This window comes from Streptomyces griseomycini, assembly GCF_014203535.1.
Taxonomy (GTDB): Bacteria; Actinomycetota; Actinomycetes; order Streptomycetales; family Streptomycetaceae; genus Streptomyces; species Streptomyces griseomycini.
The window spans coordinates 1-18,971 of the sequence record NZ_JACHJI010000005.1 but is presented as its reverse complement, the minus strand read 5'-3'; the positions used below and the strand labels follow the sequence as shown (position 1 = coordinate 18,971).

General features: G+C 74.1%; 18 protein-coding genes. 8 read left to right on the top strand and 10 right to left on the bottom strand.

Annotated features, from left to right (window positions below; genetic code table 11):
* Positions 1 to 812 precede the first annotated feature (812 nt).
* Together FHS37_RS14745 and FHS37_RS14740 are read right to left on the bottom strand one after the other, a co-directional pair.
* Positions 813 to 1,049 (bottom strand): hypothetical protein, encoded by a 237-nt coding sequence (locus FHS37_RS14745; protein WP_030869562.1) that lies wholly within the window; start codon positions 1,047 to 1,049, stop codon positions 813 to 815.
* Positions 1,050 to 1,388: 339 nt separating this feature from the next.
* The gene (locus FHS37_RS14740) at positions 1,389 to 2,894 is read right to left on the bottom strand and encodes a helix-turn-helix domain-containing protein (RefSeq protein ID WP_184821196.1); all 1,506 of its coding nucleotides are present in this window, start codon (positions 2,892 to 2,894) and stop codon (positions 1,389 to 1,391) included.
* 169 nt (positions 2,895 to 3,063) lie between these two features.
* Here FHS37_RS14740 and FHS37_RS14735 point away from each other — a divergent pair, with 169 nt between their 5' ends.
* A complete protein-coding gene (locus FHS37_RS14735; protein ID WP_184821194.1) occupies positions 3,064 to 3,684 on the top strand; it encodes an L-threonylcarbamoyladenylate synthase in 621 nt (206 codons plus the stop codon).
* A gap of 99 nt (positions 3,685 to 3,783) precedes the next feature.
* On the opposite strand, the gene FHS37_RS14730 is transcribed toward FHS37_RS14735, so the two are convergent.
* The gene (locus FHS37_RS14730; protein WP_184821192.1) at positions 3,784 to 4,761 is read right to left on the bottom strand and encodes a TauD/TfdA dioxygenase family protein; all 978 of its coding nucleotides are present in this window, start codon (positions 4,759 to 4,761) and stop codon (positions 3,784 to 3,786) included.
* Between the two features lie 227 nt (positions 4,762 to 4,988).
* Between FHS37_RS14730 and FHS37_RS14725 the strand changes: the two genes are divergently transcribed.
* Positions 4,989 to 5,819 (top strand): aldo/keto reductase, encoded by an 831-nt coding sequence (locus tag FHS37_RS14725; protein WP_184821185.1) that lies wholly within the window; start codon positions 4,989 to 4,991, stop codon positions 5,817 to 5,819.
* A 16-nt stretch (positions 5,820 to 5,835) separates the two neighbouring features.
* On the opposite strand, the gene FHS37_RS14720 is transcribed toward FHS37_RS14725, so the two are convergent.
* From FHS37_RS14720 to FHS37_RS14710, 3 genes are read right to left on the bottom strand one after another with little or no spacing between them, the layout of a single operon-like run.
* Positions 5,836 to 8,175, bottom strand: coding sequence for a SpoIIE family protein phosphatase (locus FHS37_RS14720; protein ID WP_184821183.1), 2,340 nt, complete (start codon positions 8,173 to 8,175; stop codon positions 5,836 to 5,838).
* 60 nt (positions 8,176 to 8,235) lie between these two features.
* Entirely contained in the window at positions 8,236 to 8,703 is a 468-nt protein-coding gene (locus FHS37_RS14715) for a peroxiredoxin (protein WP_184821181.1), read from the bottom strand.
* Complete coding sequence (locus FHS37_RS14710) at positions 8,700 to 9,104, bottom strand: DoxX-related protein (protein WP_184821179.1); 405 nt, start codon at positions 9,102 to 9,104, stop codon at positions 8,700 to 8,702. The genes FHS37_RS14715 and FHS37_RS14710 overlap by 4 nt, the downstream gene beginning before the upstream one ends.
* A gap of 823 nt (positions 9,105 to 9,927) precedes the next feature.
* Between FHS37_RS14710 and FHS37_RS14705 the strand changes: the two genes are divergently transcribed.
* Both FHS37_RS14705 and hemC read left to right on the top strand, forming a co-directional pair.
* Positions 9,928 to 10,704: an NPP1 family protein gene (locus tag FHS37_RS14705; protein WP_184821177.1), complete on the top strand. Its 777-nt coding sequence runs from the start codon at positions 9,928 to 9,930 to the stop codon at positions 10,702 to 10,704.
* An 86-nt stretch (positions 10,705 to 10,790) separates the two neighbouring features.
* A complete protein-coding gene (hemC, locus tag FHS37_RS14700) occupies positions 10,791 to 11,726 on the top strand; it encodes a hydroxymethylbilane synthase (protein WP_184821175.1) in 936 nt (311 codons plus the stop codon).
* A gap of 23 nt (positions 11,727 to 11,749) precedes the next feature.
* On the opposite strand, the gene FHS37_RS14695 is transcribed toward hemC, so the two are convergent.
* Positions 11,750 to 12,271, bottom strand: a complete 522-nt coding sequence (locus FHS37_RS14695) for a hypothetical protein (RefSeq protein ID WP_184821173.1) — start codon at positions 12,269 to 12,271, stop codon at positions 11,750 to 11,752.
* A 512-nt stretch (positions 12,272 to 12,783) separates the two neighbouring features.
* Between FHS37_RS14695 and FHS37_RS14690 the strand changes: the two genes are divergently transcribed.
* Positions 12,784 to 13,575: an RNA polymerase sigma factor SigF gene (locus FHS37_RS14690; RefSeq protein ID WP_184821171.1), complete on the top strand. Its 792-nt coding sequence runs from the start codon at positions 12,784 to 12,786 to the stop codon at positions 13,573 to 13,575.
* Positions 13,576 to 13,613: 38 nt separating this feature from the next.
* On the opposite strand, the gene FHS37_RS14685 is transcribed toward FHS37_RS14690, so the two are convergent.
* Complete coding sequence (locus tag FHS37_RS14685) at positions 13,614 to 13,934, bottom strand: ANTAR domain-containing protein (RefSeq protein WP_221499871.1); 321 nt, start codon at positions 13,932 to 13,934, stop codon at positions 13,614 to 13,616.
* Positions 13,935 to 14,185: 251 nt separating this feature from the next.
* Between FHS37_RS14685 and FHS37_RS14680 the strand changes: the two genes are divergently transcribed.
* Positions 14,186 to 14,989 (top strand): VOC family protein, encoded by an 804-nt coding sequence (locus FHS37_RS14680; RefSeq protein ID WP_184821169.1) that lies wholly within the window; start codon positions 14,186 to 14,188, stop codon positions 14,987 to 14,989.
* Between the two features lie 33 nt (positions 14,990 to 15,022).
* Here the strand turns inward: FHS37_RS14680 and glgX are convergent, their stop codons facing one another.
* Positions 15,023 to 17,176 (bottom strand): glycogen debranching protein GlgX, encoded by a 2,154-nt coding sequence (glgX, locus tag FHS37_RS14675; protein ID WP_184821167.1) that lies wholly within the window; start codon positions 17,174 to 17,176, stop codon positions 15,023 to 15,025.
* Positions 17,173 to 17,685: a pep a2 gene (locus tag FHS37_RS14670; protein ID WP_184821165.1), complete on the bottom strand. Its 513-nt coding sequence runs from the start codon at positions 17,683 to 17,685 to the stop codon at positions 17,173 to 17,175. The genes glgX and FHS37_RS14670 overlap by 4 nt, the downstream gene beginning before the upstream one ends.
* A gap of 343 nt (positions 17,686 to 18,028) precedes the next feature.
* Here FHS37_RS14670 and FHS37_RS14665 point away from each other — a divergent pair, with 343 nt between their 5' ends.
* On the top strand, positions 18,029 to 18,328 hold the full coding sequence (locus tag FHS37_RS14665) for a DUF5133 domain-containing protein (RefSeq protein WP_184821163.1): 300 nt from the start codon (positions 18,029 to 18,031) through the stop codon (positions 18,326 to 18,328).
* 74 nt (positions 18,329 to 18,402) lie between these two features.
* On the top strand, positions 18,403 to 18,971 hold a 569-nt coding region (locus FHS37_RS14660; protein WP_184821161.1), incomplete at its 3' end, for a maltotransferase domain-containing protein.

Genomic DNA, 18,971 nt, shown 5'->3' with positions numbered 1-18,971 from the left:
CGGAACGTGCGGTACCGGCCGCCGGCCCGTCGTGGCGGACAGCCCGGGTACCCGGTGCCGCGCGTCACTCACACCACGGCGGTCCGCGTGCGGGGAGTCCGGGCCGGCGGCCCGCGCAGGGGGCGCCGCCCGCTTCGCCGGTGGCGTGCGTACGAGGGCCATGCTGCCGCGGATCACACGGGACGGCGACTCGGAGCACCCGACGGGTCGCGCTCCGCAATCGCGCCCGCGGGCGCGCCCGGCCGTCCACCCGGAGAGGAACCGGTCCGGCGTCGCGGCGGGTTCCGCCGTTCCGGTCGAGGACGCCGCAGGCCCGCATCACGGCGTACGGGGTCTTGCCGGCCTCGCGGGGCGTGGCCGCGCAGGCGCGGACGCACCGCCCGGTCGGCGGCCCTCGCCCCCCGGCTGCGGGTCATCCGGCCGGGGGAGTCCGCCAGCACCGTGCGTACGACCCGCTCGGGGTGGGCGAGCGCGGCCGCCCGGGTGATCGCTCCCGCCGTGGCCGCGCAGGCCGGGGCGGACCACCCGGCGGTCGGCGGAGGAGCGGTCCGGCCGGTGGTCCCGGCGGTGCCGGTCGGCGGTCCAGCCGTGGACGGACACCAGGACACGCCCTCCGGGTCACACGGGCCCCCGTCGTCGTACGCCGGTTCCGCGCCGTCGACGGCGGACCGCGGCACGGGCGTCGCCCCCGGGGCACGGCCGGTTGCCGGCCGGCAGGGCAGCGCCCGCCCGCCGCGCCCCGCGCTCCCCGGGACGGCGAAGGCCCGGCCACCGCGCCGTCCGCGGTGGCCGGGCCCGGAGGAACGGCGTGCTCAGCCGCCGTTGAGGCGTGCGCGCAGGAGCCCCTTGCCCAGTTCGGCGCCCTTGCGGCTGTCCGCCTGGGCCTTGCGGAAGAGGTCGGCGACCTCGGTGTCCTTGGCTCGCTCGGCGTCCTGGATGTAGCTCTCCAGGCGCAGCGCGTTGCTCAGGCACGCTTCGACGTACCAGATCAGGTTGTAGTCCTTGTCCTGCGTACCGGTCACGCCGCCGGTCTCCGTCTCACTGGTCATTGAGGCCTCCTGTTCGCGGTGCTCGTCACGGGTCCGCCGTCCCGATCCGCGATGTCCGGACGGCGGCCCTCCACAGCGTCGGCCGGGTACCCGCCCTCACCGGGGGCACACAGCATCGACGCGAGCGGCCGCGTGGCCGGAAAGCGGCGGGGGCACCGACCGGTCCCCCGCTCCGGTCGTGCCCCCGCGATGTCCCGAACCTATGCGGACCGGGGACGGCGTGGGTATCGCACCGGTGCTCGCTGCGGCGGCCGAAAGGCTCATCCGTGCACAACTGAGTCCGAAAGGCCCGGTTTCGTCCCGTGCGGCGCGCGGGGAGAACCGGCCGGTACCGGCCGTTCACGCAGGTGGGGACGCCTGTGACGCACCCGTGAGCACCGGCTGTTCCAGGTCACCCACCGCCAGATGGGCCAGGACGACCTCGTACAGGTCGGCCCCGGCCGCCAGGAGCTGGCGCTCGAGGACCGGTTCGGCGCCGCGCACGTGCTCGCGGACGGTCTGGGCGTGGACTCCCAGGGCCTGCGCGGCCCGTTCGGCGTTGCCTCCGGCGGCGATCCAGGTGCGCAGGGTGCGGCGCAGGTTCCGGGTGTCCCGGTTCAGCCGGTCCAGCAGGTCCTGCGCCCAGGCACGCACGGCGGGGCCGGCCAGCAGGTCGGCGAGGCACGGGGAGGCCGTTCCGGGGTCGGCACCCGCCTGCCCGTCCAGGAGGTTGACCTGGGTGTGCAGTGCCAGGTGCACGACCGCACGGGCGGTGAGGTCGTCGAAGTCGGTGCCGAGCATGACCTCGACGCGTTCCATGCGGGCGCGCACGGTGTTGCGGCTCACGCCGAGCACCTTGGCCGTGTTGACGGCGGTGAACTCCAGGCCGAGGCGGGTGGTGGCGAGGAGTTCGGCGCGGGTGTGGTGCGGCAGCGCGTCGAGCGGGCGCAGCACCCGGGCCGTCCAGCCGCGCAGCGCCGCCGGGTCGACCAGCCGCTCGGGATGGGTGCGCTCGGCGTACACGGCCGTCTTGTCCGTCCGGAAGTGCGCCACCGCGAGCGCGCTGACGGCCTGCCCGTAGGCGGTGGCGGTCCGGGCGAGGCTCTGCCGGGCACTGCCGCCGAGGAAGGTGTCCGGGTGCCGTTCGACCAGCGACCGCAGCTCGCCGGCGGTGGCCTCGCGGGGACTGACGACGATCACGTGTCCGTCCATGGCCGGGCACCGCACGACCAGCGCCTCCTCCCCCGTGGTGTCCAGGCACTCCTCCACGAGCCGGTCGCGCCGGCCCGGGTCGGACTCGACGACGTAGACGCACGCCGTGTCGGCGTCGAGCAGGCCCGGCCAGAGTCCCGCGGCGACCCGGCGGGCCGCGACGGTGTCCTCGACCATCAGCAGCTGCAGGATCGCCAGCCGCAGATCGGCGGTGGCCCGCCGGAGCCGGTGCCCGGCCGCGGTGGACTCGTGCGCCGCCAGCAGGAGTTCGATCACCTGGGCGGTGTGCGTGACGACGTCGGAGGTGTTCCGGTCGAAGGGGACGTCGCGGGAGACGGCCAGGACACAGATCCGCGAGGGGTGCGCGACCTTCACCAGGCGCAGGTGGCGTCCCTCCCCCTCCCAGGCGGCGGAGGCGATCCGGCCGGAGGTGATGTCGGCGACCGGCGCCTCGTCCAGCGGCAGCCGGGTCCCGGCGACGAGCGTGCCCGCGGAGTCCTGGAGGGACACCGCCGCCTGCGCGGTGGCGGCCAGCCAGTCGACGAGCCTGCGGACGTCCCGCCCGGTCGGCCGCAGGTGCTCGAGCAGTTCCTGAGCCCACGTCGGGGGCTCCCCGACCGCCGTCTCCGTCCTCCGGATGCCGCCGCCTGTCACCTCGGCCTTCCCCTCGCTCGTCCGCCGTCCCCGGCCCAGGTCAGGGACGTTACCCCACCCGCGCGCGGAGCTCAGGCCGCGCGGGCGCCCGCCCCGGAGCGGTGGCACGGTCCGGCGTGTACGGTCCGGTGCGTGCGGGTGTCCCGCACGGGCGGCATAAGCTCGGTGAATGGCGAAGTACTTCGACGTGCACCCCGACAATCCCCAACCGCGCACCATCGCCCAGGTCGCCGACGGCATCCGCTCCGACGCCCTGATCGCGTACCCCACGGACTCGTGCTACGCACTCGGCTGCCGTCTGGGCAGCCGCGACGGCATCGACCGGATCCGCACGATCCGCAAGCTGGACGACCGGCACCACTTCACCCTCATGTGCCGGGACTTCGCGCAGCTCGGCCAGTTCGTACGGATCGACAACGACGTGTTCCGCGCGGTCAAGGCGTCGACCCCGGGCAGCTACACGTTCATCCTGCCGGCGACGAAGGAGGTGCCCCGCATGCTGCAGCACCCGAAGAAGAAGACGGTCGGCGTGCGCATCCCCGACCACGTCGTCACCCAGGCCCTGCTCGCGGAGCTCGGTGAGCCCCTGCTGTCCAGCACCCTGCTGCTGCCCGGCGAGGACGAGCCGATGACCCAGGGCTGGGAGATCAAGGACCGGCTCGACCACGTGGTGGACGCGGTGCTCGACTCCGGCGACTGCGGCACCGAACCGACGACGGTGGTCGACTTCTCGGGCGGCGAGGCGGAGATCGTGCGGCGCGGCGCCGGTGACATCACGCGGTTCGAGTAGGCGCCGGGCCGGGCACGGCCGCACCCGGTCCGGCACGGCGGCGGCTCGCGCCCGGGCGCACGGGCCCGACCGGTCACCTGCGCCCCGGAGCGCTGCCGGTCACCAGCGTCCCGGTGCGGTGCCGGCGAGAGGCTTCGAGGGGCGGCCGTCGACGCCGACCGGCACGTCGCCGGCGAGCATCACCCGGTGCATGATCCGCGGGTGGTCGAGGTGGGCGGTGTCGCCCGGGGCCAGGTGGATGGTGGCCCGGTTGTCCCAGAACGCCACGCTGCCCGGCTCCCAGCGGAACCGCACGGTGTACTCGGGCCGGGTCGCCTGCTCCAGCAGCATCTGCAGGACGGCCGCGCTCTCCGGCCGGGACAGGCCGGAGATCTGCTCGACGTAGTAGCCGTTGACGAACAGCACCCGCTCACCGGTCTCCGGGTGGACGCGCACCAGCGGGTGCTCGGAGGCGGTCTGACGGACCAGCAGGTGGCGCACGTAGGCGTCGTCGCCGGGCCGGGGCTGGTAGCCGACTCCCAGCCGGTGCTCGGCGCGCAGCCGGTCGGCGAACTCCCGTACCGGGGCGGACAGTCCGGCGTAGGCCGCGGCCAGGTTCGACCAGGTGGTGTCACCGCCGTAGGGCGGAACGGTCTCGGCGCGCAGGATCGTCGCGGCGGGCGGGTCGACGCGGGCGCCGTGGTCGCAGTGCCAGCCGCGCAGGAGGGTGTGGCGCCGGCGCCGCAGCCATTCGTCGTGCTCCATGCCGAACCGCCCGCCGAGCTCCAGCCGGTCGGCGGTCGTCTCGATCTCGGGGAAGTCCGGCGGGGAGGCCTTGCCGCGCCGGGGCAGCACGACCGGTTCGCCGAACCGGCGCGCCAGCGCCACGTGTCCGGCGTGGTCGAGGCGCTGCCCGCGGAAGAACACCACCTTCCAGCGCAGCACCGCCGTCCTGATCGCGGCGACCACGGCGTCGTCGAGCTCACCGGCGAGGTCGACTCCGGTGGCCTCGGCGCCGATGTGCCCGGCGACCGGACGCACCTCCACCGCCGCGGCCCGCTGCTCCCCGTCCGCCGCGCGGTCCCTGTCCGTCGTCATGCGTGTCCGCTCCGTCCGCTCCGTCGTCGTCCGTACGGCCCCCCGTACGGACCGGCTCCCCGGGAAGATCGTGGCAGCGATACGGCGCCGTGGCGACAGGGCGTCACGGAGCGGCGCCGGCGGGAGGCCGGCCGTACGGCCGGTCCGCACAGCCGTCCGTCCGCTTGATCGTTCCCACCGCGTCCCCGAGGCTGGACGCACGACACTGTCAACGGGAAGGCCTCGTCGTGATCAGCATCCCGACCCACACCCTCAACGACGGTACGACGCTCCCCGCCCTGGGCCTGGGCACCTGGCCGATGGACGACGCCGAGGCGGAGCGCGCGGTGACCACGGCCCTGGAGACGGGCTACCGCCTCCTCGACACGGCGGCCAACTACCGCAACGAGACCGGCGTCGGCCGTGCCGTGGCCCGCGCCGGCGTCCCGCGCGAGGAGATCGTCGTGACGACGAAGCTCCCGGGCCGGCACCACGGCCACGAGGAGACCCTCGCCTCCTTCGAGGAGTCCCGCGCCCGGCTCGGCCTGGAGTACGTCGACCTCTACCTGATCCACTGGCCGCTCCCCCGCGTCGACCGGTACGTCGACTCCTGGAAGGCCATGATCAAGCTGCGCGACGACGGGCTCGTCCGGTCGATCGGCGTCTCCAACTTCACGCCCGCCCACATCGAGCGGCTGGAGGAGGAGACCGGCGTGCTGCCCTCGGTCAACCAGGTCGAGCTGCACCCCTTCTTCCCCCAGGAGGAACTGCGCGCCTACCACGCGGACAAGGGCGTGCTCACCGAGAGCTGGAGCCCGCTCGGCCGGGGCTCGAAGCTCCTGGACGACCTGGCCGTCGCCGCCGTCGCGGAGGCCCACGGGGTCACCCCGGCCCAGGCGGTGCTGCGCTGGCACATCCAGCTCGGCGCGCTCCCCGTCCCCAAGTCGTCGGACCCCGGACGGCAGCGCGCGAACCTCGACGTCTTCGGGTTCGAGCTGGACGCCGCCCAGATGCGGACGATCGCCGACCGCGCCCACCGGCGGATCGGCGGGGATCCGGAGGCGCACGAGGAGTTCTGACCGGGTGGGCGGGGGATCACCCGTCCGGCAACGGCTGCTCCGCCCAGATCGTCTTGCCGCCGCCGGTCTGGCGGCTGCCCCAGCGCTGGGTGAGCTGGGCCACCAGCAGCAGGCCGCGGCCGCCCTCGTCGTAGGCGTGGGCCCGGCGCAGGTGCGGTGAGGTGGAGCTGGCGTCGGCGACCTCGCAGATCAGGGTGCGGTCGCGGATCAGCCGCAGCTGGACGGGGGGTACGCCGTACCGGATGGCGTTGGTGACCAGCTCGCTGACGACGAGTTCGGTGACGAAGGCGACCTCGTCCAGTCCCCACGCGGTCAGCCGCTCGGTGGCCCACTGCCGGGCGGCGGGCACCTCGGCGGGGTCCGACGGCACGTCCCGCGTGGCCACCTGCTCGGCGCCGAGCGCCCGGGTGCGCGCCAGCAGCAGGGCCACGTCGTCGCCGGGCTCCTCCGGCGGTACGGCCTTCAGCACGCTGTCGCACAGGGAGTCCAGCGAGTCGGCGGGCACCGCCAGGACACGGCACAGCTCGTCGACGGCGTGGTCGACGTCGCGGTCGGGGCCCCCGACGAGGCCGTCGGTGTAGAGGGCGACGACGGAGCCCTCGGGCAGCTGGAGCTCCGTCGCCTCGAACGGCAGCCCTCCGACGCCCAGGGGCGGCCCCGCGCTCAGGGGGACGGGCCGGCACACGCCGCCGGGCGGCAGGAGAGCGGGGGCGGGATGTCCGGCGGAGGCCGCGGTCAGCCGGCGCGAGACGGGGTCGTAGACGGCGTACAGGCAGGTCGCGCCGAGTTCGCCGACGTCGTCCCGGTCGCCGGTGGCGAGATGGGTGACCAGGTCGTCGAGGTGCGTGAGGAGCTCGTCGGGCGGGAGGTCCACGTCGGCGAGGGTGCGCACGGCCGTGCACAGCCGGCCCATGGCCGCCGTGGAGGGGATGCCGTGGCCGACGACGTCGCCCACGACCAGGGCGACCCGGCTGCCGGCCAGCGGGATGACGTCGAACCAGTCGCCGCCGATGCCGGCCGCCGACCCGGAGGGCAGATAGCGGTGGGCGACCTCGACGGCCGCCTGGCCGGGCAGTCCCCGCGGCAGCAGGCTGTGCTGGAGCGTCAGCGCGGTGGTGCGTTCGCGGGCGAAGCGGCGGGCGTTGTCGACGCAGACGGCGGCGCGGCCGGCGAGTTCCTCGGCGAGGACGGTGTCGTCCGGGGTGTACGCGTCGGGGTGGGTGGTGCGGACGGCGAGCGCGACGCCGAGCGTCGTGCCGCGGGCGCGCAGCGGCACGGCCAGCAGCGAGTGGGCGCCGGCGGGGGCCGGGGCGTCGTCCGCCGGGTGCGACGCACCGCGCTCGCGCACCCACCGGTCGAAGTCCGGCTCGCCGGCGCGCCCGAGCACCGCCCTGCCCTCCCGCAGCGCCCGCGCGGGAGGGGAGAAGGGCGGGTGGACGTCCGCCTGGCCGAGGTGCACGGCCGTCCCGGGGGCGCCCTCCTCGGCGGAGCGGTGCGCCACGCGGCGCAGCGGGGTCCCGCTGTCCGGGAGAACCGGTGGGCCCTCGGCGCCGAGGGCCCAGTCGGGCAGGTCGACGGCGGCGAAGTCGGCGAACGCCGGGACCAGGAGTTCCACCAGCTCCTCGGCCGTCCGGACGACGTCCAGGGTGGTGCCGATGGCGGCGGACGCCTCGTTGAGCAGGGCCAGCCGCTGGCGGGCGCGGTACTGCTCGGTGCTGTCGGATCCCGCCATCGCGGTGCCGACGACCTCGCCGGCGGGATTCCGGACCGGCCACATCTCCACCTTCCATGCGTGGAGGCGGGGGTCGGAGGGCGCCCGGCCGAAGCTCTCGTGGTGCAGGGGCTCGCCGGTCTCGGCGACGCGGCGCAGCTGCCGGTCGATGCCCAGGGTGTGCTCGGTCCGCCCCACGGTGTCCAGGAAGAACCGCCCGAGGAGGTTCTCCTCGGGCAGGCCCATCGCCTCGCGGGCGGCATCGTTGAGCCGCAGGAAGCGCCGCTCGGTGTCGAAGACGGACATCGCCGTCGGCGCCTGTTGGAAGGCCTGTCCCGCCAGTGAGCTCTCGGCGGGGCCGGGGGGCTCGGCGGTGATCACGTACCCGCCCGGTGCGCCCCCCGCACCGGACACGGGGCAGAGCGTCAGGTGGAGCGGTAGGAGCCGGCCGTCGCGGTGGCGCAGCACCACGGCGCCCGACGGCACGGGCGGTGTGCCGAGCGGCACGTCCTCGGCGAGCAGCTCCCGCGCGGCCCGCCCCACGGCCTCCTCGGCCGGGTAGCCGGTCAGCCGCCGGGCACCCTCGCTCCACCCTGTCACGATGCCGCGGGCATCGACGACCACCGCGGCGGAGGCGTCCTCCATTGGTCCAGGATCATCCCGTCGCCGCGCCGTCTCAACCGCGGCCGGGCGCCCCGGGCGGTCTCAGGCGCGGTGGGCGCGGAGCGCGGCGAGCGCCCGGTCGGCGTGCGCGTTCATCCGCAGCTCGCTGCGCACGACCTCGAGGACGGTGCGGTCCCGGCCGATGACGAACGTGGCGCGCCTGGTCGGCGCCAGGGAGATCCCCCGCTTCACGCCGAACCGCTCGCGGACCGAACCGTCGGTGTCGGACAGCAGCGGCATGCCGAGGGCGTGCCGTCCGGCGAACTCCGCCTGCCGTTCGACGGCGTCCCCGCTGACGCCCACCGGCCGCGCGCCGACCGCGGCGAAATCGGCGGCCAGGTCGCGGAAGCGGCAGGCCTGCGCGGTGCAGCCGGGGCTCAGCGCGGCGGGGTAGAAGAACAGCACCACCGGCCCGTCGGCGAGCAGCTCGGACAGCCGGCGGACGGTGCCCGTCCCGTCCGGCAGCGCGAAGTCCTCGACCGTGTCCCCCTTCTCCGGGCGTCCGCTCACGACCGGCCCCCCGCGCCCTCGGCGACGCCCCGCGCCCACGGCTCCGGCGGCAGGTGCAGGGGCGGGCGTCCGAAGGCCGCGGCCCGCTGCGGGGCGGGCCGGTGCCGCCGGCCGACGGCCCTCTTCACGTGGGCGGGGAACACCCCGACGAAGAAGGCCGGCGCGGCGGCCCTGCGGGTCCGGGGCAGCGTCGCGCCGGCGGCCGGCGCGAGCTCCGCGGCGCCGCTCGCGCGGGTCCAGGTCCGGGGCGAGCCGGGCAGGGAGCGCGGCACGGTGCGGTCGAACTGGCGCGGGGCGGCGACGGGGGCACCGCCCATGCCCTCAAGGCTGTGGGGGAGGGCGGTGCCCGCGGCGGCCGGCAGGCCGGCGAGCAGCAGGGGCGAGCGTTCGGACCGGGGCACGGTTCCTCCTCCGATGGGCTGCCGCGCGATATTACCGGACGGTAAGTAGGTGCGGGGCCGCCGACCCGGCGTGTGTCGCGGCCGCAGCGGTGCACGACGGCGGCCACGGGGAGCCCGTCGGCGTCGCCCGCAGGACGGCACGGTGGGCGCCGGGGGCAGAGGGGCCGGGCGGCTTCCGCCTCCCCGACGGCGGAGCGGGCGAGAAAGTCGTCGACCATGCGGTGGAAGAGGATGGCGAGCTGTTGCGGGTCCTCGGGCGACCAGTCGGCCGGCGTCACCTGCACGGCCCGGGCCCCGGCCTCGCGGATCCGGGCGACGGCCTGTCGGCCGGCCCCCCGGGCCGCATCGGCTCGACGCCGGCCGCCTGCCGCAGCAGTGCGACGGCGGCGCGGTCCAGCGGCACACCCGCCAGGGCCGTCAGCTGCTCGTGCCGACGGGCGCGCGAGATCGGACAGGTGACGCCGCTGAGCGCACGCTCGGCCCCGTCCGCCTCCGCGGAGGCGGACGCGTCGGGGAGCGGGGTGTGGACATGCACCTCACTTCACCGTCTCGTTGCGTGACGCGATCAATCGCGGAGCCCGTCTCCCGGCCCGCGCCCGGGTGCCTGCGCCCCCGTCGTCCCGGCGGGACCCCGCGGGCGGGCACGTGACGGCCGGCGTTCCGGGCGACCCGGTCCGACCCGGCGCCGGCTTCACCGAGCGTCGGACCAGGCTTCACCATCGGTACACCTGCGACCTCTTGGCACGTACACGCCCAGCCGGGATGCTGAACTCCCTTGCCGCCCAAAGCCGTTGGGATGCGCCCGGACCAGGAGGAGGACGCAGTGCCGTCGAGCACGTTCCGCACGCGCCGCAGGAGATGGCTGACCGGCCTCGCCGGTGCGGCCGCCCTCGTCATCGCCTTCCCCGCCACCGCCTTCGCCGCACCGCCGCCCGCCCTGCCGGCCGACGTCGACGCCCTCGAGCAGGCCTTCCAGCCCGCCTACGACTACGACACCGACGGCTGCTACCCCGCACCGGCGATCGGCCCGGACGGCACCGTCAACGCCGGCCTCAAGCCGACCGGCGCCCTGAACGGCGACTGCCGTGACGCCTCGGACCTGGCCAACACCAACGGCTACGCGCGCTCCACCTGCAACAACGGCTGGTGCGCCATCGTCTACGCCCTGTACTTCGAGAAGGACCAGGCCCTGCCGGGCACCAGCCTGGGCGGCCACCGTCACGACTGGGAGCACGTCGTGGTGTGGGTGCGGGACAACACGGCGCAGTACGTCTCGACGTCCCGGCACGGTTCGTTCTCGGTCCACGCGCGTTCGGCGGTCCGCTTCGACGGGACGCACCCGAAGATCGTGTACCACAAGGACGGCATCGGCACGCACTGCTTCCGCCTCGCGGGGCCGGGCGACGAGCCTCCGGAGAACCACGAGGGCCGCTGGCAGTACCCGGCGCTGGTCGGCTGGGACGGCTACCCGGCCGGACTGCGGGACAAGCTCGCCTCCCACGACTTCGGCAGCGCCCACTTCGGCCTCAAGGACGGGAGTTTCGCCTCCCACCTCGCCGCGGCCAAGCCGGCGGGCATCCCGTTCGACCCGAACGCCTGACCGCACCCGGGGCAGGGGCCCGGGGCCGGTCGCGTCTTCTCCGCACGTCCGGTACGGAGGCGACGGGGAGGGTCTATCGTGTCGGCATGTCCTTACCCGAGCTGATCCGTATCGTCTCCCGCGACTCGCCCATGGCGCTCGCCCAAGTGGAGCGGGTCCGGGCCGAGTTGGCGGCCGCCCGTCCCGGTGTGCGCACCGAGGTCGTCCCCGTGCGGACGACCGGGGACAAGTGGCTGGGCGACCTGTCGAAGGTGGAGGGCAAGGGCGCGTTCACCAAGGAGGTGGACGCCGCGCTGCTGGCCGGTGAGGCGGACGTGGCGGTGCACTGCGTCAAGGACGTGCCCGCCGACCGGCCGCTCCCGGCGGGCACGGTGTTCGCCGCGTTCCTGAAGCGGGACGACATCCGGGACGCCCTCGTGCACCCGGACGGACTCACCCTGGACGAGCTCCCGGCCGGCACCCGGATCGGCACCTCGTCGGTGCGCCGGGTCGCCCAACTGGCCGCCACCCACCCGCACCTGCGGTGCGTGCCGCTGCGCGGCAACGCCAACCGGCGGCTGGCGAGGCTCGCGGCCGGGGAGGTGGACTCCCTGCTGCTCGCGGTCTCCGGCCTGGAACGCATCGGCCGGAGCGAGGTGATCAGCGAGGTCCTCTCCCCCGAGGCGATGATGCCGCCCATCGGCGCGGGCATCCTCGCGCTGCAGTGCCGCGAGGACGACACCGAGCTCATCGACGCGGTCAGTGCCCTGGGTCATCCGGACACCCACCGGGAGGCCACCGCCGAACGCATGTTCCTGCACGTGCTGCAGGGACACTGCAACAGCCCGATCGCGGGGTACGCACGCGCGGACCGGAGCGGCGAACTGTCCCTGCGGGCCTGCGTCTTCACCCCGGACGGCAAGACCCGGCTGAACGCGCACGAATGGGCCGGCCGCCTCGATCCGGCCACGCTCGGCACGTCGGTCGCCGTGGCCCTGCTGCGTCAGGGCGCCCGCGAGATCATCGACGGCATCCCGCACTGACACCGGACCGGGCTGCCGCCGGTTCAGGCGGTGCCCTCCTCCGCCTGCTCCTGCAGGAAGACGCTCACCTGGTGCGCGAGGCTGTCCCGGCACGCGCCCACGGGGGCCCCGGCCGCGCTCCCGGGCACACCGACGCGGCCCGCCCACAGCCGCCGCCCGGCCCACTCCTCGTCCACCCGCAGCTGCACCTGGACGTCGACATGGCTCAGGGCCGCCTCGGGACCGGCCGCGTAGAGCACGGCGGTGGCGCGGCGCAGCGGGTAGACGTCGAAGCCCTCGATGAACTGCGAGTTGCGCCAGTCGATGAAGGCGCTCTCCCCGTCGGGGCCGATCCGCACGTCGATCTGACCGTCCTCGAGATGAATTCCGACGGCCCTGTCGCCGCGGTTCTCGACGGTCACGCGGACACTGAAATACGTCAGCCCCTCGGCGGCGTCGTCCCGGCCGCGCGGCGGCTCGCCCGCCTCCAGGCGGTGGACGCGGACCCGCAGACCGGCATGCTCGTCGTACTCCTGCCAGTCCCCGACCACGTTCGGCTCGTACACAGTGCACCTCTCGACTTCCGTGGCTGCTTCCTATCTGTGGGCTCAGGGCACTGTCAAATGAGCGGAATGCGCCGTGGTCAGGCACTTCGCCCGCATCTGATCGGTGATCAAGCGCTGCGCTGGAGGAATCCCCCGGACCGGCCGCCCCGCTCACCGCGACGGCGTGCCGCACATCACGTCCGGCGCCGTGATCACCGGCGCCGGGGACCGGTCGGTCCGGTGCGCCGCGAGGCGGGCGCGGCCGCCCGCGCCGCGCCCGCCGGGAATTCACGCCCTGAATTCCCTCGATCTCGGAACGTGCACTTTCTTGAATGCCGGCCCCCGCATTCGGAAAACCGTTTCACCATGGCGGCGCACGGGAAAGGAATTCTCAGTGCTTCGGACAGGAGGCACGTCCGCGGGAACCGGCTCGCCGGCCCCGGACCTGCCGTGGTCCGAGCCGGCGCCGGGGTCCGAGCCGGCGCTTCCCGCGGTGTCTGTCCACCCGGCACCTGCTCAGGGAGGTGCGCATCATGCGTACCGGCAGTCCCACGAAGCCGCACCCCCACGACGACGCCCCCGACACCGCCGGGGCCTTCGCACGCCTGGCCCGGCTGCCCGAAGGGCCCGAGCGCAAGATGCTGCGCGACGAGCTGGTCGAGGCCTGGCTGCCCATGGCCGAACGGATCGCCGTCCGCTTCCGGGGACGCGGCGAGGCTCTGGAGGACCTGTACCAGGTGGCGGCCCTCGGCCTGGTCAAGGCCGTCGACCACTACGACCCGGCGCGCGGCAACGCCTTCGAGGCGTACGCCGTGCCGACCGTCACCGGGGAGATCAAGCGCCACTTCCGCGACCACATGTGGACCCTGCACGTCCCGCGCCGGGTGCAGGACCTGCGCAACCGCGTGCGGTACGCGGTCAGGGAGCTGGCGCAGACCACGCCGGGACGGGCCCCCACGGTCCCCGAGATCGCCGCGTACGCCCGGCTGACGGAGGACGAGGTGCGCACCGGCATGGAGGCGCTGGAGTGCTTCTCCGCGCTGTCGCTGGAGGCGGAGATGCCCGGCACGGACGGCTACGCCCTCGGGGAGGCGGTCGGCGGACCGGACCCGGCGTTCGACACGGTCGTCGACCGGGTGGCGGTCCGGCCCTGCCTGGAGGCGCTCCCGGAGCGCGAGCGGCTCATCCTCTACCTGCGGTTCTTCCGGGGGATGACGCAGAGCACCATCGCCGAGCAGCTCGGCATCTCGCAGATGCACGTCTCCCGGCTGCTCAGCAGCTGTTTCGCCCACCTGCGCGAGGAACTGCTGGCCGAGGCCGGCTGAACGGGGGCCGACCGGACGGGGCGGCGCCGCCGGGCGGATCAGCGCTCCGGCGGCGCACCCGGGATCTGGGTGGGGCCGAACCGGTCCAGCACGTCCTCCAGCACCGCCCGTACCTCGGCCGGCAGGAGTCCGGTGCGCCCCCAGACGAGGATCATCTCGGCGACGTTGCGGAGCTTGATGTTCGTGTGCTGGGACACCTCCTTCAGCACCGTCCACCCCTGGTCGGGCGAGACCCGCCCGATCGCGACGATCATGCCGATCGCCTGGTCGACCACCGCGTGCGAGACGACCGCGTCCCTCAGCTGCTGTACCTCTTCCTCCAGCTGGAGGATCCGGTCCGAACCCCCGTCCGTGGGCATGGTCACCTCCGGGTCCGGTGTGCCGCTCTCATGGTGCCTTCGCATGGTGCTTGAGTGCCTTCACCCAGTGTCCGATCCATCCATCGTCGCCACTCCTCCCGTCCTGTGCCACCGGGGTGGGCCGAGGGCGGCCCGGCGCACCGTTTCGGCACCCCCGCCGGGGTACTCGGCAGGCGCCCGGACCGGACCACGGCGGACACTGGGGGCATTCCGGTGGCTGCCAGGCCCGACGAGATCAGGACGCGACTGCCATGAACCACGACATGCCCTCCCCCGCCGGCGCGACGGACGTCTTCTCGACGCACTCCGTGTTCGGGGCGCCTTGCTGGGTGAGCCTGACCAGCCGTGACGTGAAGACGACCGAGGAGTTCTACGGGGCCGTGCTCGGCTGGCAATGGCGGCCGGTCCGCCTCGGCGACCGGTTCCGGATCGCCCTGGCCGACGGCGCCCCGGTGGCCGGCATCGCGGGGGTCGCCGGCATGTGGCAGATGGCGGTGGCGTGGACGCCGTACTTCGCCGTGCGCAGCGCCGACGAGACCGCGGCGCGGGTGCAGGAGCGCGGCGGCACCCTGGCCGTCGGCCCGATCTCCCTGGCTCCCGGGCGCGCGGCGCTGCTGGCCGACCGCGACGGGGCGACGTTCGGCATCTGGGAGGGCGAGCTGTTCACCGACTGGCCCACCTGGCGCCGCGCGCAACCGGCGTTCGTCAGGCTGCACACCCGTGACGCGTTCGACGCCGCCATCTTCTACGGCCAGGTCTTCGACTGGGCGTCCGACGAACCCGGGTGCTGCCAGGTCCAGTACGAGGGTGAGGAGGTGGTGCTGCGCAGCGGCGGGGACCTGGTGGCGCGCATCGGGTCGGGGGCGGTGGAGTCGGCTCCCGACCCCAGGATCCGGCCGCACTGGCAGGTCCACTTCGCCGTGAAGGACGTGGCCGCCTGCGCCCGCACGGCCGAGCTGCACGGCGGCAGCGTGCTGTCCCTCGCCGACGACGAGGCCGTCCTGCGCGACAACGAGGGCGCCCAGTTCACCGTGACCTCGCGCCGCGAGCGCTGACCCGGGTGCGCCTCCCGTCCGGACCGCGGCCGGTCACCGCGCCGTGCGGGACAGGCGGGACGGGCGGGACAGGAGGACCAGGCTGCGGGGGCCCACGGTGAGGACCGCGCCGGCCTTGTACTCGGACTCGTCGGGGGCGCCCTCCGGATCGGCCGTGTCGATCAGTGCCGTCCAGCGCTCCCCGTAGGCGGCGTCCGGCAGGCGGAAGTCGACCGCCTCCCAGTGGCTGTTGAGCAGCAGCAGGAAGGAGTCGTCGACCAGCAGCCGACCGCGCGGGTCGGGTTCGGCGATGGCGTCGCCGTTGAGGAAGGCGCCGACCGAGTGGGCGTCGGAGCGCTGCCAGTCGTCGTCGGCCATCTCCCGGGCGTCCGGCAGCAGCCACACCAGGTCGGGCAGCGGCTGGTCCGCGTGCCGCACGGTCTCGCCGCGGAAGAAGCGGCGCCGGCGCAGCACGGGGTGGGCGGTGCGCAGGGCGATGACGCGCCGGGTGAAGTCCAGCAGCTCGCGCTGTTCGCCGGTCAGCCGCCAGTCGATCCAGGAGATCTCGTTGTCCTGGCAGTAGGCGTTGTTGTTGCCGCGCTGGGTGCGGCCCAGTTCGTCGCCGTGGGAGAGCATCGGGATGCCCTGTGACAGCAGCAGCGTGGCGAGGAAGTTGCGTTGCTGGCGGGCGCGCAGCTCGAGCACGGCCGGGTCGTCGGTCTCGCCCTCCGCGCCGCAGTTCCAGGACCGGTTGGCGCTCTCGCCGTCCCGGTTGCCCTCGCCGTTGGCCTCGTTGTGCTTGTCGTTGTACGAGACCAGGTCGCGCAGCGTGAAACCGTCGTGCGCGGTGACGAAGTTGACGCTGGCGCGCGGCCGGCGCCTGCTGTGCGCGTACAGGTCGGAGGAGCCGGTCAGCCGGGAGGCGAACTCGGCGAGGGTGTGTTCCTCGCCGCGCCAGAAGTCCCGTACGGCGTCGCGGTACTTGCCGTTCCACTCCGACCACAGCGGCGGGAAGTTGCCCACCTGGTAGCCGCCCTCGCCCACGTCCCAGGGTTCGGCGATCAGCTTGACGCGGCTGATCACCGGGTCCTGCTGGATCAGGTCGAAGAACGCCGACAGCCGGTCCACCTCGTGGAACTGCCGGGCCAGGGTGGCCGCGAGGTCGAAGCGGAAGCCGTCGACGTGCATCTCGGTGACCCAGTACCTGAGCGAGTCCATGATCAGCTGGAGCACGTACGGGTGGCGCATCAGCAGGCTGTTGCCGGTGCCGGTGGTGTCGTAGTAGTGCGACCAGTCGCCGTCCACCAGGCGGTAGTACGAGGAGTTGTCGATGCCCCGGAAGGAGAGCGTGGGGCCCTTCTCGTTGCCCTCGGCGGTGTGGTTGTAGACGACGTCCAGGATCACCTCGAGCCCGGCCGCGTGCAGGGTCCTCACCATCTCCTTGAACTCGGTGACCTGCTGCCCGCGGGTGCCGCGGGCGGCGTACGCGTTGTGCGGGGCGAAGAAGCCGATGGTGTTGTAGCCCCAGTAGTTGGCCAGGCCGCGGCCCTGGAGCACGCCGTCCTGGACGAACTGGTGCACCGGCATCAGCTCCACCGCGGTGACGCCCAGCGAGGTCAGGTGCTCGACGACCGCGGGGTGCGCGAGCCCGGCGTACGTGCCGCGGAGCTCCTCGGGGACGTCGGGATGGGTGCGGGTCAGGCCCTTGACGTGGGCCTCGTAGATCACGGTGTCGGCGTACGGGCGGCAGGGCCGGACGTCGCCGCCCCAGTCGAAGGCCGGGTCGGTCACCACGCCGAGCACGGTGTGCCCGGCGCTGTCGGCCGGGTCCGGGCCGTGGGGGTCGCGCTCGTGGAGCGAGGGGTGGTTGTCCACCTGGCCGTCCACGGCCGTGGCGTAGGGGTCGAGGAGCAGTTTGGCCGGGTTGCAGCGGTGGCCGGCCGCCGGGGCCCACGGTCCGTGCACCCGGTAGCCGTAGCGCTGTCCGGGGCCGACGCCGGGGAGGTAGCCGTGCCAGACGAAGCCGTCGACCTCGGCGAGCCGGACCGTGTCGTGGTGGCCCTCGTCGTCCACCAGGACCAGCTCGACGCGTTCGGCGACCTCGCTGAACAGCGCGAAGTTGGTGCCCTCGCCGTCGAAGGCCGCACCCAGCGGGTAGGGGCGCCCGCTCCACACGGGCGCCCCTTTCCGGTCGTGCGGCCGGGTCACCGGGCTTCCTCCAGAATGCCGTTCGGTGTACGGACCCGTCCGGTCAGCTGGGCGACGGACACCTCGCGGGGCAGGTCCAGGCCCTCGCTCTCGCGCGGGTCGGGGGTGGTCGGCACCAGCGGGACGCGCTCGCCGGCGCGGGCGCGCTGCGAGAACCAGATGACCTTGCTGCCGGTCTCGGTGGCGCAGCAGCCCCAGCCGTCGCTGCTCGCCGCGATGTGCTGCAGGCAGCCGCGCAGCTCCTGGTCGGGGCGCAGGGCGCGGTCGTTGTCCCCGACGGCGGTGATGAGGTGCTGGCCGTTCCACCACATCTCGATCGACGTGTTCTTGTCGGTGGCGTGCTCGTCGATGGCCCGCAGCAGCATCTCGGCGCCGCTGCAGACGGGCTCCATCAGGTTCTCGAGGTCCCAGAACCGGAGGTGAGCGGCCAGTATGCGGCTGACCTGTCCCACCCTCTCCGGGCTGACTTCCACGTCGAGGTGGTAGTAGCAGGGCACTGCGGTCTTCATGGTCGTCGGCTCCTCACCGCGAAGCTCCCGTTCCTCCTTCGCCCCCGCGGGACGAACCCCTGACACGGAACGTGAGCGGGCATCGCTTCTGAGTCACCATTCAGAGTGAGGGGGTTGGTCCATTCGTGCAACACGAGCGCACGGCTGAGGCGGATGCGCCGACAGGTGGGCACGTGCGGCCCTCCGAGCTGGTTGAAAGGCCAACAAGACGGCGGGTCATCCCCCGTGCACCATGTGTGAAGACCTCGATCGCCGTTACGGGTCCGTGCCGCTGCACGCACGGCCACCGCCCGACCGTCGGGACAACGCGCCCCCATCGAGCCACGGAAAGGTGAACGGCGCCATGCTGCTACCCGCCAAAGCCGAAGTCGCCCGGCAGTTGCGTCGCTACCGGGCCTGGGAACGCGTGATGCTCGCCGCACCGGCCGATCGCACCGTACGGGCCACCTTCGAGGACTCCGGCTACACCCTCTGCGTCCTGATGGGAAAGCGCTGCGCGCGGGAGGCGGCGGACGCCGCCGAGCGGTACCTGCGCACGACCCCCACCGCCTATCTGCAGGAGCAGAACGACCGGCCCCGTCCGGTCGCACCGGTCAGACGGGGCCCGCCGGCGACTCAGCGGCGCTCCCCGGCGGGAAGGTAAGGGCCTTCCCGCCGCAGTTTGGTCCCCACGACCGGGCGCCGGCCCGGCGTCGAGCACGGCGGAGGTGCAGACCCATGAAGACGACCCGGGCCATCGGCCGTATCCCGGTACGGGACGTCCGGCCGTCCGTCGACTGCGGCCGGCGTCCGGCCAAGGCCGTCGTGGGCGAGACGTTCGAGGTCACGGCCACCCTCTTTCGCGAGGGGCACGACGCGGTGGCCGCCAATGTCGTCCTGAAGGACCCCGAGGGACGGCCGGGGCCGTTCACCCGGATGCGGGAGCTGGCGCCCGGCACGGACCGGTGGGGCGCGGAGATCACCGCGGACGCCGTGGGCCGGTGGACCTACCGCGTCGAGGCCTGGGGCGACCCCGTGGCCACCTGGCGCAGGACCGCCGCCATCAAGGTTCCGGCGGGCATCGACACCGGTCTGGTCCTGGAGGAGGGCGCCGACCTCCACGAGCGGGCGGCCGCCGGCGTCCCGCAGGACGACGGGCAGGACGTGGTCCTCGCCGCGGCACGGACCCTGCGCGACGACTCCCTGCCCTGTGCCACCCGGTTGGCGGCGGCGTTGACGCCTCGGGTGGACGCGGTGCTGGCCCGGTACCCGCTGCGGGAGCTGGTCACCAGCAGCGAGCCGCTGCC

What these genes read in the sequence shown, in the direction of transcription:
- FHS37_RS14730 (WP_184821192.1), bottom strand. Translation starts at nt 4,761, where the DNA reads ATGACGACGGACAGGGACCGCGCGGCGGACGGGGAGCAGCGGGCCGCG.
- FHS37_RS14735 (WP_184821194.1), top strand. Translation starts at nt 3,064, where the DNA reads ATGGCGAAGTACTTCGACGTGCACCCCGACAATCCCCAACCGCGCACC.
- FHS37_RS14690 (WP_184821171.1), top strand. Translation starts at nt 12,784, where the DNA reads ATGCGTACCGGCAGTCCCACGAAGCCGCACCCCCACGACGACGCCCCC.
- FHS37_RS14720 (WP_184821183.1), bottom strand. Translation starts at nt 8,175, where the DNA reads ATGGAGGACGCCTCCGCCGCGGTGGTCGTCGATGCCCGCGGCATCGTG.
- FHS37_RS14680 (WP_184821169.1), top strand. Translation starts at nt 14,186, where the DNA reads ATGAACCACGACATGCCCTCCCCCGCCGGCGCGACGGACGTCTTCTCG.
- hemC (WP_184821175.1), top strand. Translation starts at nt 10,791, where the DNA reads ATGTCCTTACCCGAGCTGATCCGTATCGTCTCCCGCGACTCGCCCATG.
- FHS37_RS14665 (WP_184821163.1), top strand. Translation starts at nt 18,029, where the DNA reads ATGCTGCTACCCGCCAAAGCCGAAGTCGCCCGGCAGTTGCGTCGCTAC.
- FHS37_RS14685 (WP_221499871.1), bottom strand. Translation starts at nt 13,934, where the DNA reads ATGCCCACGGACGGGGGTTCGGACCGGATCCTCCAGCTGGAGGAAGAG.
- FHS37_RS14670 (WP_184821165.1), bottom strand. Translation starts at nt 17,685, where the DNA reads ATGAAGACCGCAGTGCCCTGCTACTACCACCTCGACGTGGAAGTCAGC.
- FHS37_RS14745 (WP_030869562.1), bottom strand. Translation starts at nt 1,049, where the DNA reads ATGACCAGTGAGACGGAGACCGGCGGCGTGACCGGTACGCAGGACAAG.